Genomic DNA, 14,340 nt, shown 5'->3' on the forward strand with positions numbered 1-14,340 from the left:
CATAGAGGGAGAGGCTGCGCCGTGCCGCTGCGCGGCAGGGGAGGTGCGAGGGGCATCAGGGCGTTTGGGCTATCCGATGGGGTAGGTTGGCGGCAGTAGGACGGGCTCAGGGTTGGCCGTATTCTCAGAATGGCGGCTTTGCGGGACAAAGCTGCCCTTGCGATGAGCCGCGCGTCGACGGGCCGCGGTGCGGCGATCCGCCGATGGTGCGGCGCAGTTTATCGTTGTCATTTGCCTGTGAGGCCCGAGCCTTGCGCCGCCTTCGATGTATCGCCGTGCCGGGGGGCGGCCCGGCGATGCGCGGCGGCTTCGCCTTGATTCCGCGCGGGGGAAGAAGCGGCAAGGGAAGCGATGGGCTCGAAGCGGACCTCCGCAGCCTCCCCCCTCAAAACAACCCCGCCTCCCGGGCCATCAGCGCCGCCTGGGTCCGGTTCGACGCCCCCACCTTCCGGTAGAGCGTCTTCATGTGCAGCTTGATCGTCGGCTCGGTGATGTCGAGGTCGCGAGCGATTTCCTTGTTGGATTTGCCCTCAGTCAGCCCCTTAAGCACCTGCAACTCGCGGGGCGTCAACTTTTCGGCCATCGGGTGGGTGGGGGTCTCGTCGGCGGCGGTCATGAAGTCGATGGGGGCGTATTGCTCGCCCATCGCCATGAACTTCACCGCGTTGATCATGGACTTCGCCGGCAGGGTCTTGGGCACGAAGCCCGCCGCGCCGGCCTCCAGCGCCTTCTCGGCGATCTCCTTGGTGGCCTCGCCCGAGAGCAGCGCCACCCGCTGACCCGCGCCCAGCGCCATCGTCGCCTTCAGCCCGTCGAGGCCATTCATCCCCGGCATGTTCAGGTCGAGCAGCACGAGGTCGAAGGGCGTATCGGCACCCTCGATCAGCTTGTGGGCCGCGGGCAGGTCGGGCGCGGTTTCGGTCTCGATATCGCCCTGGCTCTGCAGGAACATCACGAGAGTGTCGCGCAGCAGGTCATGGTCATCGGCAATCAGAACGCGCATCGTAGGCTCCTGGGTATCCGCACTGGTAGAACGCTGTCTCTCATATCTAACCCGCGGGCGGACCGAAAGGCACGGAGAAATCGGCCAGCCACTATCTCCTTCGGATAGGTTTCCGCGCCGCTGGTAATAACCGGTTAACCAACGCGCCGCGCACCTCTCCTCCCGCTCCGTTGAGCCGGGGCGGGGGCAGCGGGCATGAGAGGGCAAGTTCCTGAACCCAGAAGGATTTGCCCGATGAAAGCCGCCACGTTCAACGCACCCCACACAGCCGTCACCCCGGCTTTGCCCACCGCAAACCTGCCCGCGCTGGGGCTCGACCTGGTCGATGCCACCGCCGCGCAGACAATCGCCACGCTGCTCGCCCCGGGCCGCCGCCGCGCCTTCTTCATGAATGCGCATTGCTGCAACATCCGACGCCGCAACCGGGCCTACCGCGAGGCGGTGGCCGGGGCCGACGTGCTGCTGCCCGACGGGATCGGCGTGGAGCTAGCGGGGAAGATGACCCGCCAGCGCCTCACCGCCAACCTCAATGGAACCGACCTCGTGCCAGCACTGCTGGAACAGGCCGCGACGCAGGGCAAGTCGGTCTATCTCTTCGGCGGCAAACCCGGCACCGCTCGGGCCGCCGCCGCCGCCCTCCAGGCGAGCATCCCCGCGCTAACCATCGCCGGCACCCGCGACGGCTACGACGGCGCCGCCGATACGGATGCCGTCGTGGAGGACATCAATGAAAGCGGCGCAGACATCGTGCTGGTCGCCCTCGGCGTGCCCATGCAGGAGCTCTGGCTGCACCGCCATGCATGGCGGCTGAATGCCGACCTGACCCTCGCGGTCGGCGCGCTCTTCGACTTTCTCGCAGGCAACGTTGTCCGTGCGCCCGATTGGGTGCGCAGTGCCCGGGCCGAATGGGTCTGGCGGCTGGCGCAGGAGCCGCGCCGCCTTGCCAAGCGCTACCTGGCAGGCAACCTCAGCTTCCTCGCCCACGCTGCCCTTAAGGCCTGGGGCCCGGAGAGCTTTGCCGCCGTGCAGCGCCGGTTTCTCGACGTGACCCTCTCGCTCACCGCGCTGGTGCTGCTCTCCCCGCTGCTGCTGCTCACCGCCGCCGCGATCAAGGCCGACAGCCGGGGGCCCGTGTTCTTCCGGCAGACCCGCGTGGGCCATAAGGGCCGCCTCTTCACCATGCTGAAGTTCCGCTCGATGGGCGTCGATGCCGAAGCCCGCCGCGCCGCGCTGCTCGCCACCTCCGACCGTGAAGGCGTCTGCTTCAAATCCAAGGCCGATCCGCGCATCACCCGGGTGGGCCGCTTCATCCGCCGCTTCTCGATCGACGAATTGCCGCAGATCCTCAACGTGCTGAAGGGCGAGATGGCCATCGTTGGCCCGCGCCCTGCCCTGCCGACCGAAGTGGCCGCCTACCCGCCCCGCGCTCTGGGTCGCCTTGCCGTCAAGCCCGGCCTCACCGGGGTTTGGCAGGTCTCGGGCCGCGCCTCGGTCGGTTTCGACAAGATGGTCGAGATGGATCTCTCCTACGCCGCCTCGCGCACCCTGCTGCTCGACATCTCCCTCATCGCCCGCACCTTCGGCGCCGTGCTCGGCGGCCGCGGCGCTTACTGACCCTACCCCACCCCCATCTGCTCTCCGAAAGGACACCTGCCATGACCCACGTTCGCAAAGCCGTCTTCCCCGTCGCCGGAATGGGCACCCGCTTTCTGCCCGCCACCAAGTCGATCCCTAAGGAGATGCTGCCGCTGGTCGACCGTCCGCTGATCCAATACGCGGTGGACGAGGCCCGCGAGGCCGGGATCGAGGAGTTCATCTTCGTCACCGCCGCCGGCAAGGGCGCGCTGGAGGATTACTTCGACACCGCCGCCGCCCTGGAGCAGCGCCTCGAGGCCGCCGGCAAGGCCGATGCCCTCGCCGCGCTGGAGCGCACCCGGATGCCGGAAGGCGCGCTCAGCTTCCTCCGCCAGCCCAATCCGCGCGGCCTCGGCCACGCCGTCCGGCTGGCCCGCAAGCTGGTGGGCGACGAACCCTTCGCCGTGCTGCTCCCCGATGACGTGATCCGCGCCCGGCGCGGCGCGCTGGCCCAGATGGTCGAGGCTCACAGCCGCACCGGAGGCCACATGGTCGCCACCATGGACGTGCCGCGCAGCAAGGTCTCCGCCTATGGCGTGCTCGACGTCGCTGAGCGGCAAGGCCGGGTCGCGATGGCCCGCGGCATGGTCGAGAAGCCCCGCGCCGAGGTGGCCCCCTCCACCAGCGCCGTGATCGGCCGCTACATCCTCGAGCCCTCGATCTTCGACAAGCTCGACACCCTCGGCCCGGGTGCTGGTGGCGAGCTTCAGCTCACCGATGCCATCAACGCCGACCTGCCCCGGGCGGGTGTCTACGGCTACGCCTTCGAGGGCGAGCGGTTCGACTGCGGCTCGATCCAGGGCTTCGTCCAGGCCACGGCGGCTTTCGCCCTCGACCGTCCCGAACTAGCGGGCGAGCTTCGCGGCTTTCTCGCCGAGCGCAGCGCGCCCCTGCGCCAAGTCGCCTGAGCCGACCCTATCCCTAAGGATAGGTCCCTATCCGCCTGACCCTTTGGGTCGGGCGGGCATTCGTGAAATAGAGTGCCAGAGGAAACCAAGGAGCAACCGACATGCTGCGCAAACTCATCCAGTCACTGGCGATTGCCGCGCTCACCGCCCTGCCGCTCGCCGCGCAGGATCTGGCCGCGCCGGAAGGCGAGGTCATTCTCACCCTCTCCGGCGAGATCGGCACCACCAACGCGGGCGACACCGCCCAGTTCGACCTTGCCATGCTCGAGGCGCTCGGCACCGAGACCATCGAGACCACCACTATCTGGACCGAGGGCACCAACACCTTCGAGGGCGTCTCGCTGAAGGCGTTGGCCGAGGCGGCGGGCATCGAGGGCGGCACCCTGCGGGCCACCGCCATCAACGACTACGCCGTCGAGATCCCGTTCTCCGATGCCGTCGAGGGCGGCCCGATCGTGGCCTACCGCATGAACGGCTCCGAGATGTCGGTGCGAGACAAGGGCCCGCTCTGGATCGTCTATCCCTACGACGCCAACGCCGAGTATCGCACCGAGGTGATCTACTCGCGGAGCATCTGGCAACTCGACCGCATCGTCGTGACCGACTAAGGCTGACCCGGCCCGCGCCGCCCGCGCGGGCCCACCACCGACGAGCCGACCGAGGAGCCGCCCATGCCCGGCAACACACGCCGCAGCCGCCACCCGCGTTACATCGCCTCCGCGCTCGCGGGGGCGCTCTGCATTGCGGCGCTTGTCTACCTCTCGATCAACGTGGCGCGCGATCTGCGGCTGCTCAACTCGGCCAGTTCCGACAACGTGCAGTGGACCCTGTCGCAGGCCGAGGTGGAGTTCCTCGAGTTCCAGATGCACCTCGCCGCCCTGCCCGGAGCCGAGCCCGACGAGCTGCGCACCCTCCGGCGCGAGTACGACATCTTCTACAGCCGGATCACCACGCTGGAGCAGAGCTCGATCTACGGCGGCCTGCGCGAGGAGCCGGAGTTCTCCCGCAACCTGCGCATCGTGAAAACCTTCCTCGACCGCACCGTGCCGCTGATCGACGCGCCCGATGCCGAGCTGGCCGCCGCCGTGCCCGACCTGCTCGCCCGTGCCGAGGCGGTCCGCCCCAACGTGCGCGCGCTGGCCAACTCCGGCCTCAACTACTTCGCCGTCGAATCCGACCGGCGGCGCGACAACGTGGCGGTCACCCTCACCCAGCTCGCCGTGGGCGTCACCGTGCTGGTGCTCGCGCTGCTCGGCTTCGCCGCCTACCTCAACCACCTCAACCGCCAGAACGTGCGCCGCCGCCGCGAGGTGCTGGAAAGCGCAAGCCGGATGAACGTGGTGACCTCCACCGCGCTCGATGGCGTGATCGTGGTCGACAAATCCGGTGACGTGCTCGATTTCAACGCCGCCGCCGAGCAGATCTTCGGCTACGAGGCCGCCGAGGCGCTGGGGGCCAACCTGGGCGACCTGATCGTGCCGGAACAGTATCGCGCGGCGCATGACGCGGGCATGCAACGGATGCGCGAGGGTGGCGAACAACGTGTGGTCGGCAAGGGGCGGGTCAAGCTGGAGGCGCGGCGCAAGTCGGGCGAGGTCTTCCCGGTCGAGTTCGCCATCCAGTCCGCCGAAACCGACGAGGGCACCATTTTCATCTCCTTCCTGCGCGACATCTCGCACCGGGTTCGGGCAGAGAAGGAGCTGGTCGAGGCGCGCGACCGGGCGCTGGCCGGCGAAAAGGCCAAAACCGATTTCCTCGCCACCATGAGCCACGAGATCCGCACGCCGCTCAACGGCCTCCTGGGCAACCTCGAACTCCTGCAGGACACCTCCCTCAACGCCCGGCAGGCCCGCTACATCAGGAACATGGACACCTCGGGCAAGCTGCTGATGAGCCACATCTCCGACGTGCTCGACATCACCAAGTACGACGCGGGCAAACTCCAGCTAAGGCCCGTGGCGATGAACCTCTCCACCCTGTTGCAGGACATCGTCGACAACCAGAGCGGCGCCGCGCTGGCACAGGACACCACGCTCGAATGGGGCTGGTCCGGCCCGCAGCTCGACTGGATCAGGGCCGACCGCGACAGGCTTCAGAACGTGTTGATGAACGTGATCGGCAACGCGGTGAAGTTCACCCGCGGCGGGCGGGTCAGGGTGGAGGCGGAGCATTTGGAAGGCCCAACTGGCTCCGAGGTGCAGATCACCGTCAGCGACACCGGCATCGGCATGAGCTCCGCCCTTCAGGCACATATCTTCGACGATTTCCTGACCGGCAACACCGCCTATGACCGTGAGGTCGGCGGCACCGGCCTCGGCCTTGGCATTGCCAAGCGCTTCGTCACCGCGCTCGGCGGCGAGATCGAAGTGGAGAGCGAGGAAGGCGTGGGCAGCAGTTTCCTGATCCGGCTACCGGTCGAACCCGTGGCCGCGCCGGACCCCGAGATGGCGGCACGAAAGCCGCGCAGCACGGCCGCCGCCAGCAAGGTGCTGCTGGTCGAGGACAACGAGATCAACAGCATGGTCGCCCGCGAGATGCTGGAGGCCGCAGGCCATACCGTGATCCACGCCCGGAACGGACGTGAGGCGGTGGAGCGGGCCGGGGCCGAGCCTTTCGACCTGATCCTGATGGATATCTCCATGCCGGTGATGGATGGCCGCGAGGCCACCCGCGCCATCCGCGCGGGCCACGGCCCCTGCGCCCGGGTGCCGATCATCGCCCTCACCGCTAATGCGGTGGCGGAGGAGCAGGAGGCGTTTCTTTCCGACGGGATGGACGACATCGTGACCAAACCGCTCTCCCGCGCCGCGCTCGACCGTGTGCTGGCCGATCATGTAGGCGCCGACACGCCCGAGCGCGCGCCCCAAAACCCCGCCGTCGCAGGCAGCTATCTCGACGAGCTGCGCGAGACCCTCGGTGTCGAGGCGCTGGCCGGGTTGCTCGACCGCTTCGGCACCGAAGTGGAGGCGCTTCTCACCTTCCTGGGCACCTCGGCCGAGGCCGACCTTGCCGAGACCGCCGCGCGCACCCACAAGATCGCCGGTAGTTCGGCCACTCTGGGCGCCGTCGCCTTGCGGGCCGCGCTGGTGCGTATCGAGGATGCCGCAAAGGCCGGGGAGGTCGCTGCCATGCAGGCGGGCATCGCCGCCCTGCCGCAGGTCTGGGCGCAAACCCGCGCCGCCCTGGTGGCTGAGCGCCGAAAGGCCCCCCGCCCGGCGGCGCAGTAGGCAGGCTCAGGGCCGGAGCAGCCCCAGCACCCGCCCGATCTCGCCCACGTTGGTGACCGTGCTGTCATAGCAGGCGATGGAGTCGCCGGGCAGCAGGAAGGGGTCGTAGTCATCCCGGTCGGCCCGGCGCAGCAGGTTCTCGATATCGCGCTCTATCACGACCGAAACCTTGGTGATCGGGTTGCGCGAGAACAGCACCGAGGAGCGGTTGGCACTGGTCGCCCGCGCTCCGCCCACGCAGTTGGTGTTCACCACCGCCTGCAGGTAGCGGGTGCCATAGGGCACCTCGCGGGTCTCGCGCCCGATGGCCGAGGGCGCGTTGCCGGTGGCGGGCTGGGTCAGGTTGGACAGGAACAGCGAAATCCCCGGCGGGCTGATCGGGCTGGGGCGCATCAGGTCCTCCTGAAAGCAGCCCCGGCTCGGCACCTTCACCTCATCGCCGGTGAGCAGCATGATATCGACCGCGTTCTGCCCTTCAAACACGCCGCGCATGTCGAGCGTGTAAAGCGTGCCGCCACGGCGCACCTCGATGGCAGAAATATCGGCATCGGGCCGCACGCCGCCCGCCGCGCGCAGCGCGGCGGAGAGGTTGCGCCCCTCGGTCGAGGCACCCAGCGCCTGCTGGCGACGGCTGTCGACCTGGTCGCCGGGCACGCCGCCGATTTCCACCGCACGCGGCTCGAAGACCGCGCCCGAGACGCCCACGGTCACCGAGGCAAAGTCGGCCACGCGCACCGAGATGCGCGGGGTGTCGGCAAAGAAATCTCCGGCAAGGAGCTGGCGGGCTATGTCGGCCTCGACCTGCGAGGTCAGCCGCCCCTGCGCCCGGATCGGCGCAAGGAAGGGCAGCTTCAGCGTGCCGTCGCGGGAAACCACGTAATCGCCATTGAAGGTTTCGTCATCGCCCACGCGAATATTCACGAGATCGTTGCGGGTGAGCCGCTCGCCTCGCAGCGCCGAGGCCGCCGCCACGCCGCTACCCTTGCCGCCTGCACCGCCACGCGGGGCGCGGCACTTTTGGGCGTTGATGGTGGCCGACCGGAGAAACTGCGCCTCATCCCGGCTGACATCGGGCTGGCGATACTGCGCCTGATAGGCATCGCCCGCAGCAACCGGTTCGAGGTTGTCGGGCGCATCGAGCGCGGCGCAGCCCGCAAGAGCCAGCGCGGCAACGAGCGCCGTGGAAGACTTGAATACCTGCACCATCACTGCTTTCGCCTTGTCGCCTGCGGTTGAATGATTGTTAAATCTTTCCCTCGCCCCGGTCGAGAGAGCGTCGGGCGCGTGCACCCTATCCGTTGGGATATGATGCACAACTGTTGCGCCTTTCACCTCGCCTTGGGCGCGCAAGACTGCGTGGTGCTGCTGGCATAGACCTTGGTTACCAACCGCCAAGGGACCAGAAAGATGCTTACCACTCACGGAACATCTCGTATCGTGCACAACCTCCTCGCCTATGGGGCGTCGGAGGTTGCGGCCAAGGTCTCGCGGCTGTTGGTGGTCGTCGCCGTCGCCCGAACGCTCGATCTCGAGCAGATCGGTGTGGCGGCGGCGGCTCTTGCTGCTGCCGACATCCTGAAATCGCTCACCGAGAACGGCGTCGGCCAGCGCATCATCGCCGCGCGCGAGGACGAGCTGGAGGCCACCTGCGCTACCGCCCACCGAATCTTCTGGGCGTGGTGCCTCGGCCTCTTCGTGCTGCAATCGGCGGTAGGCCTCGCGCTCTATGCGGTGGGCGGCAGCCTCACCCTCTTGCTGCTGATCCTGCTACTGGCCGGTGAATACCTCTTCATGCCAGGCGGATTGGTGCAGACGGCGCTGGCCATGCGCTCGGGCAAGCTGCGCCAGACCGCGGCCATCTCGGGCGGCCAGATCGTGGCAGCCAACCTCATGTCGGCGGCGCTGGCACTGGCCTGGCCCTCGGCGCTGGCGCTGATCCTGCCGCGCCTGCTTACCGCGCCCTTCTGGCTCGTGGCCATGCGCCGCCTGCACCCCTGGTCACCCGACCCGTCCGCCCCCCGGGCCCCGCTCGCGCCTTTCGCTCGTTTCGGCGCAGCGGTGCTCGGGGTGGAGCTGGTCAAGGCGCTGCGCATGCAGGCCGACAAGCTGATCGTCGGCACGCTCATGGGCGCCGAGGCACTGGGCCTTTACTTCATGGCCTTCAACGCGGGCCTCAGCCTTGCCACCTCCTTTTCCACTGCCTTCTCCACCGTGCTCTTCCCGCACCTCTGCACCAGCACCGACCGGGCGCAGGCACTGCGGCAGGCGATGGTGCTGGCCCTCGGCCTTATCACCCCCGCCGTGCTGGCGCAGGCGCTGCTGGCCCCGGTCTACGTGCCGCTGCTGCTCGGCGCCGGCTGGGAGGAGCTGCCCCAGATCGTGTCGATCCTCTGCCTTGTCGCCATCCCCACAACCCTCTGGGCCGCCGCCGCCGGCTGGATGCGGGCGCAGGGCCGCGCAGGGGCCGAGTTCCGCGTGACCGCGCTGATGACCGCCGCGCTCATGCTCAACACCGCCGCCCTCGCCCCCTTCGGCCTGCTGCCCGTCGCCACCGGCTACGCGCTTACCGCCACGGTGGTAATGGTGCTGGCCTCACTTCCCGCCCTCCGCGCGGCCTTCGCCCGCCCCCACCTCGCAAAGGTCTGACCCATGCCTGCCATCTCCATCGTCATCCCCTGCTACAACGCCGAGGCGACCATCCTCGCGACGCTCGAAAGCCTGCTGCGCCAGAGCTTTGCCGACTGGGAGGCCATCTGCATCGACGACGGTTCGACCGATGCCACCATGACCCTCGTGCGCTCCGCCGCATGGCAAGATCCGCGCATCCGCCAAGTCGCCAACCTCGGAAAAGGCCCCAGCGTGGCCCGCAATGCCGGTGTTCTCCGCCACGCCACCGCGCCGCTGGTGGCCTTCTGCGATGCCGATGACCTCTGGCACCCGGAGAAACTGGCGCAGGTCGTGGAGGCCTTCGACGACGAAGCAATCGACGCGGTCTACGGCCAGATCGAGTTTTTCCGTCACGCGCCCGGCGACAGCCGCGTGCGCTCCACCGTGCCCGCCGGGCCGCTAACCATCCCGATGCTGCTGGGCGAAAACCCGGTTTGCACCATGTCCAATCTCTCGGTCCGGCGCGAGACCTTCGCCGCGACCGGCGGGTTTGACAGCGCAATGGTTCACAACGAAGACCTCGAGTGGCTGATCCGGCTGGTGGGTGACGGCGCCCCGGTCATCGGCCTGCCCGCGCTTCACACCTTCTACCGCACCAGTTCTGGCGGGCTCTCAACCGACCTCGACGCCATGGCCGCAGGCCGTGCCACGGCACTGGAGACCGCCGCACGCTACGGCTTTGAACCGGATGAGGAGAGCCACGCCATCCACGCCCGCTATCTCGCCCGCCGCGCCCTGCGGCTTGGGGGCGATCCGCGTGAGGCCCTGCGCCACGCCTTGGCCGGCCTCCGCCATAGCCCCGCAGGCTTCTTCTCACCCGCCCGCCGCGGCGCGCTCACCCTCGCCGGGGCCGCCCTCGCCCCCGTCCTGCCGCGCCCCCTGCGCCGCGCCCTCTTCTCTTGATCGCTCGCCAGAAAGGCCCGCCCATGACCCTCGCCTCCATCATCGTCCCCGCCTTCAACGTCGAGGCCACCCTCGCGGAAACCCTGACCGCGCTGCTCGCCCAGACCCACCCGGACTTCGAGATCATCGTGGTCGACGACGGCTCAACCGACCGCACCCCGATGATCGCTCGCCGCTTTGCCCGCGATGCCCGTGTGCGAATTGTCCGCCAAGCCAACCGAGGCCTCGCCGGAGCCCGCAACACCGGTATCCACTCGGCGCGGGGCGAGGTGATCGGATTCTGTGACGCCGATGACCTCTGGCACCCCGAAAAACTGGCCCGTCACGCGGCCCACCTAGCCGCCAATCCGCAGGTCGGCGTTAGCTACTCCGGCTCCGCCCTGATCGACGAGGCCTCTCGCCCCCTCCACACCGTCCAGCGTCCACGCCTCACCGGCGTCGACGCCAGCTTGATTTTCAAGCGCAACCCGGTTGGCAACGGCTCTGCCCCGGTGATCCGCCGCGCCGTCTTCGACGAGATCGGCTACGCGCCCCGCCAAGAGCCCGGTCGTACATGGTTTTTCGACGAAACCTTCCGTCAGTCGGAAGATATCGAGTGCTGGCTGCGTATCGCGCTCTCCACCGCTTGGCGCTTCGAGGGCATCGAGGGGCAGCTCACACGCTATCGCATCAACGGGGGCGGCCTGTCGGCCAATACCGAGCGCCAACTGGCCGCCTGGGAACGAATGGTGGAGAAGCTTACGCCCCTTAACCCGGCCTTCTTCGAGATCAACACCTCCGCCGCCCGTGCCTACCAGCTGCGCTACCTCGCGCGCCGCGCGGTCTCCGACCTTGATGGCGAGCGGGCGCAACGGCTGATCCGCGCTGCGCTCTCCAACTCCCGCCTGCCGCTGCTCGAGGAGCCCGGCAAGACCCTCACCACCCTCGCGGCGGCTCACTTGCTTCGCCTGATCGGCACCCGCCGAAAGCCCGCCACACTCACCAACGAGCCCTCCCGATGACCCGCCCCCGCATCCTCCATCTCGTCGACGACGCAACCGCTGGCGGCGTCATGCGCGTGCTCGATTACCTCGTCACCTCATCCGAGTTGGCTGAACAGGCCGATCACACGCTGCGCCAGGTGCCTCGTGGCGGCCTGCGCCTTGGCCGTCTTGATGCGGATATGATCGTCTCTCACCTCGCGGTGAGCTGGCGCACCTTGCCCATGCTGGCGCTGCTCCGGCTGCTGAACCCCCGCGCCCGGCTGGTCCATGTCGAGCACAGCTACACCGAGGGTTTCGTGGCCCAATGCGTCCGACGCAAGGGTCGCTTCGCTCTCCTCCTCCGAACCGCCTACCGCCTTTTCGATCGGGTGGTTGCTGTAAGCAAGGCCCAAGGCGAATGGCTCACCCGCAGCGGCGCCGTCAACCCGGGCCGCCTCGCCATCATACCCTCCTGCGTCGACCTTTCGGCCTTCCGCGCCCTGCCCCGGCGCTCCGGCCCCATCCGCACCTTCTGCGCCATCGGCCGGCTCGACCCTCAAAAGGGCTTCGACACGCTGATTGCCGCCTTTCGCACGATCCCGGAGCCGGACCTTTCCCTTCACATATACGGCGAGGGCCCCGAGGAGGCGCGGCTCCGCTCACTCGCTGCTGGTGATGAGCGCATCGTCTTCAAGGGCCGGGCCGTCAACCCTTGCGACGCCTTCGCCGCGGTCGATGCCGTCGCCATGCCCTCCCGCTGGGAAGCTTACGGCCTTGTCGCAATCGAAGCCCGCGCCGCAGGACGCGCTCTGCTGGTCCAAGGCGTAGACGGTCTGACCGACCACCTGCCCCTCGGAGCGCACGTGGCTGAGGAGCGCACAGGCTCCGCATGGGCCCAGTTGATACAAGAGGTCGCAGCAGGCGCAGAGCAGCCCCCCGTTCCCGAACCGATGTTCGTCTCGCAACTTGAAGAAAGGTTCCTTGAGGCTTGGAAAAAACTCGTCGCCGAGGTCCCGCTTTAGGTGTTCGATCCCAAGGTTTGATGGTGTGATCCTTTCTCAAGCTTGGAAGGAAGCATTATGGGACAAGTTCGTCACGAAGGCGCCGCGACCACGCACGCCGTCAGAGCAGCAAAACAGCGCTCGCAAGCTTCGCTCGCGACGCTGAGCCGGGAGCTGGGGATCAATACAAAGACGGTTGCAAAGTGGCGTAAACGACAGACGACGATCAGAAAAAACCTAAATCATTTCAGCGTGTTGTAGAAATTTCGCCAACTCGCCGCAGTCAATAGGTTCAGAGAATGTCGTCGGCAGAGAACGCTGTTTGGCTGCTAGCTGCCAACTCCAGCGCTCAGCCCCTCCCGCATAACCCTCGAAAACAACGAGAAAATCTGGCTACAGCCGGATCGGGAGAACGCTTTCGCGGGGGCAAGTGGCGGAGACGAAGTCCGCAATAGTTCCGACGTATATTACTGTTTTTCAAAAATTATTAAGCTATCATCTGAGAACATACCACACTTCCTACCACACCGGGTGCACCGTGCCTGCTTACGGCCCAGAGCGGCCTTTCGCTCGATCATCGCTACGCTGCGGTGCGGCTCGCCGAAGGAGACATTCGCCGCACGCGCGAACAACTTGACCATCCTGCTTGTAAATTGCGCGGCCAATTAACCCCAAGAGCGCCAATCAATAGATCGATGTACTCTTTCCCGGACCTCGTCCTCAAACCTTACCGAGTTCCTAGGCTCAGGACCCATTGATCTCAGCGGAAGGGCATGATTCACAGCGCGAAAACTGAGCGGTGATATGTCTGATCTCTTCTGGCTGAGCGATGCGCAGATGGCGCGCCTGGAACCCTATTTCCCGAAGTCCCATGGCAAGCCGCGTGTCGATGACCGGCGCGTCTTGAGCGGGATTATCTTCATCAATCGCAATGGGTTGCGTTGGCGAGATGCGCCGAAAGACTATGGCCCCCACAAGACGCTCTACAACCGGTGGAAACGCTGGAGCGACAGGGGGATCTTCGCGAAGATGATGGCGGGGCTGGCTGCCGAGCACGGCGAGAAGAAGACCGTGATGATCCCCTCTCATCGAAACTGCGTTTCAACTGCCGGGGCAGTGGACGCCACATATCTGAAGGCTCACCGAACGGCGTCCAGTCTGGGCGTCAAAAAGGGGGGCGCGGCCGCCTGATCGGGCGGACTAAAGGCGGCATGAATACGAAACTTCATGCCATCTGCGACAGCCAGGGACGTCCGCTCAACCTTTTCGTCACGGCTGGACAGGTCAGCGACTACATCGGTGCGCGAGCGCTTTGTGACAGTCTGCCGGACGTCGACTGGCTGCTCGGAGATCGCGGCTACGATGCCGACTGGTTCCGGGAAGCTTTGAAGGACAAGGGGATACGTGCCTGCATCCCCGGTCGGAAGCAGCGAAACACAACCGTCAAATACGACAAGCGCCGCTACAAACGCCGAAACCGGATCGAGATCATGTTCGGCAGGCAAAAGGACTGGCGGCGCGTTGCCACGCGCTACGACCGATGCCCGAAGGTCTTCCTCTCTGCCATCGCTCTCGCCGCTATCGTCATCTACTGGCTATGAGTCCTGAGCCTAATAAATTTCAATCCGGCCATCTTATCCCGCGTCTTGGTCACGAAGCTCTTGAGCACCTCACCTTTATGATCAACCGCCCGCCACAAGTAGTGCCGCTCCCCGTTGATTTCCACGAACATCTTGTCGAGATGCCAACGCCGAAGGCTCGACTTCATCCCTTCGATCCGACGTGTTCGGATCTCGGCAGCGAACATCTTCGGATCTCGGCAGCGAACATCGGTCCGAACCTGTTCCACCAGAACCGGGCAGCTTCATGAACCACGTCTATACGTCGCTCGTGCAGCAGATCCTCGACATTGCGAAGCGAGAGCGGGAAACGCACGTACGTCATGACCGCGAGGCCGATGATCGCGCGACAGGTTCGGAAATACTTGAAAGGGTTGTCTTTCGTCATCCCGAAACGCTACGAGAGCGCCCTGCC

11 protein-coding genes and 2 pseudogenes are annotated in these 14,340 nt (G+C 66.7%); 10 read left to right on the forward strand and 3 right to left on the reverse strand.

Going from position 1 to position 14,340, the window contains the following annotated elements; translation table 11 throughout:
• Positions 1–385: 385 nt before the first annotated feature.
• Complete coding sequence (locus tag ACXAG6_RS19985) at positions 386–1,003, reverse strand: response regulator transcription factor (RefSeq protein WP_213548274.1); 618 nt, start codon at positions 1,001–1,003, stop codon at positions 386–388.
• Positions 1,004–1,237: 234 nt separating this feature from the next.
• Here ACXAG6_RS19985 and ACXAG6_RS19990 point away from each other — a divergent pair, with 234 nt between their 5' ends.
• From ACXAG6_RS19990 to ACXAG6_RS20005, 4 genes are all read left to right on the forward strand, one after another.
• Positions 1,238–2,617, forward strand: coding sequence for a WecB/TagA/CpsF family glycosyltransferase (locus tag ACXAG6_RS19990; protein WP_475339703.1), 1,380 nt, complete (start codon positions 1,238–1,240; stop codon positions 2,615–2,617).
• Between the two features lie 41 nt (positions 2,618–2,658).
• Entirely contained in the window at positions 2,659–3,546 is an 888-nt protein-coding gene (locus ACXAG6_RS19995; protein ID WP_475339704.1) for a UTP--glucose-1-phosphate uridylyltransferase, read from the forward strand.
• A gap of 101 nt (positions 3,547–3,647) precedes the next feature.
• Complete coding sequence (locus tag ACXAG6_RS20000; RefSeq protein ID WP_475339705.1) at positions 3,648–4,154, forward strand: putative pterin-binding protein; 507 nt, start codon at positions 3,648–3,650, stop codon at positions 4,152–4,154.
• 63 nt (positions 4,155–4,217) lie between these two features.
• Positions 4,218–6,773: an ATP-binding protein gene (locus ACXAG6_RS20005; protein ID WP_475339706.1), complete on the forward strand. Its 2,556-nt coding sequence runs from the start codon at positions 4,218–4,220 to the stop codon at positions 6,771–6,773.
• Positions 6,774–6,779: 6 nt separating this feature from the next.
• Here the strand turns inward: ACXAG6_RS20005 and ACXAG6_RS20010 are convergent, their stop codons facing one another.
• Positions 6,780–7,979: a polysaccharide biosynthesis/export family protein gene (locus tag ACXAG6_RS20010; protein ID WP_475339707.1), complete on the reverse strand. Its 1,200-nt coding sequence runs from the start codon at positions 7,977–7,979 to the stop codon at positions 6,780–6,782.
• Between the two features lie 201 nt (positions 7,980–8,180).
• Here ACXAG6_RS20010 and ACXAG6_RS20015 point away from each other — a divergent pair, with 201 nt between their 5' ends.
• From ACXAG6_RS20015 to ACXAG6_RS20040, 6 genes and pseudogenes are all read left to right on the forward strand, one after another.
• The gene (locus ACXAG6_RS20015) at positions 8,181–9,419 is read left to right on the forward strand and encodes an oligosaccharide flippase family protein (protein ID WP_475339708.1); all 1,239 of its coding nucleotides are present in this window, start codon (positions 8,181–8,183) and stop codon (positions 9,417–9,419) included.
• 3 nt (positions 9,420–9,422) lie between these two features.
• Positions 9,423–10,343, forward strand: a complete 921-nt coding sequence (locus ACXAG6_RS20020; protein WP_475339710.1) for a glycosyltransferase family 2 protein — start codon at positions 9,423–9,425, stop codon at positions 10,341–10,343.
• Positions 10,344–10,366: 23 nt separating this feature from the next.
• Positions 10,367–11,344: a glycosyltransferase family 2 protein gene (locus ACXAG6_RS20025; RefSeq protein WP_475339711.1), complete on the forward strand. Its 978-nt coding sequence runs from the start codon at positions 10,367–10,369 to the stop codon at positions 11,342–11,344.
• On the forward strand, positions 11,341–12,327 hold the full coding sequence (locus ACXAG6_RS20030; protein WP_475339712.1) for a glycosyltransferase: 987 nt from the start codon (positions 11,341–11,343) through the stop codon (positions 12,325–12,327). The genes ACXAG6_RS20025 and ACXAG6_RS20030 overlap by 4 nt, the downstream gene beginning before the upstream one ends.
• Before the next feature lie 57 nt (positions 12,328–12,384).
• Positions 12,385–12,528: pseudogene (locus ACXAG6_RS20035) on the forward strand (IS481 family transposase); the annotation flags it as partial.
• A 582-nt stretch (positions 12,529–13,110) separates the two neighbouring features.
• A protein-coding gene (locus ACXAG6_RS20040; protein WP_475339713.1) for an IS5 family transposase occupies positions 13,111–13,907 on the forward strand; the annotation gives its coding sequence in 2 pieces (ribosomal slippage) (positions 13,111–13,471 and positions 13,471–13,907; 798 coding nt in all).
• 8 nt (positions 13,908–13,915) lie between these two features.
• Here the strand turns inward: ACXAG6_RS20040 and ACXAG6_RS20045 are convergent.
• Positions 13,916–14,313 (reverse strand): annotated as a pseudogene (locus tag ACXAG6_RS20045) (IS6 family transposase); the annotation flags it as partial.
• Between the last annotated feature and the right edge of the window lie 27 nt (positions 14,314–14,340).

It is taken from the genome of Vannielia sp. ABF1_015, assembly GCF_056160745.1.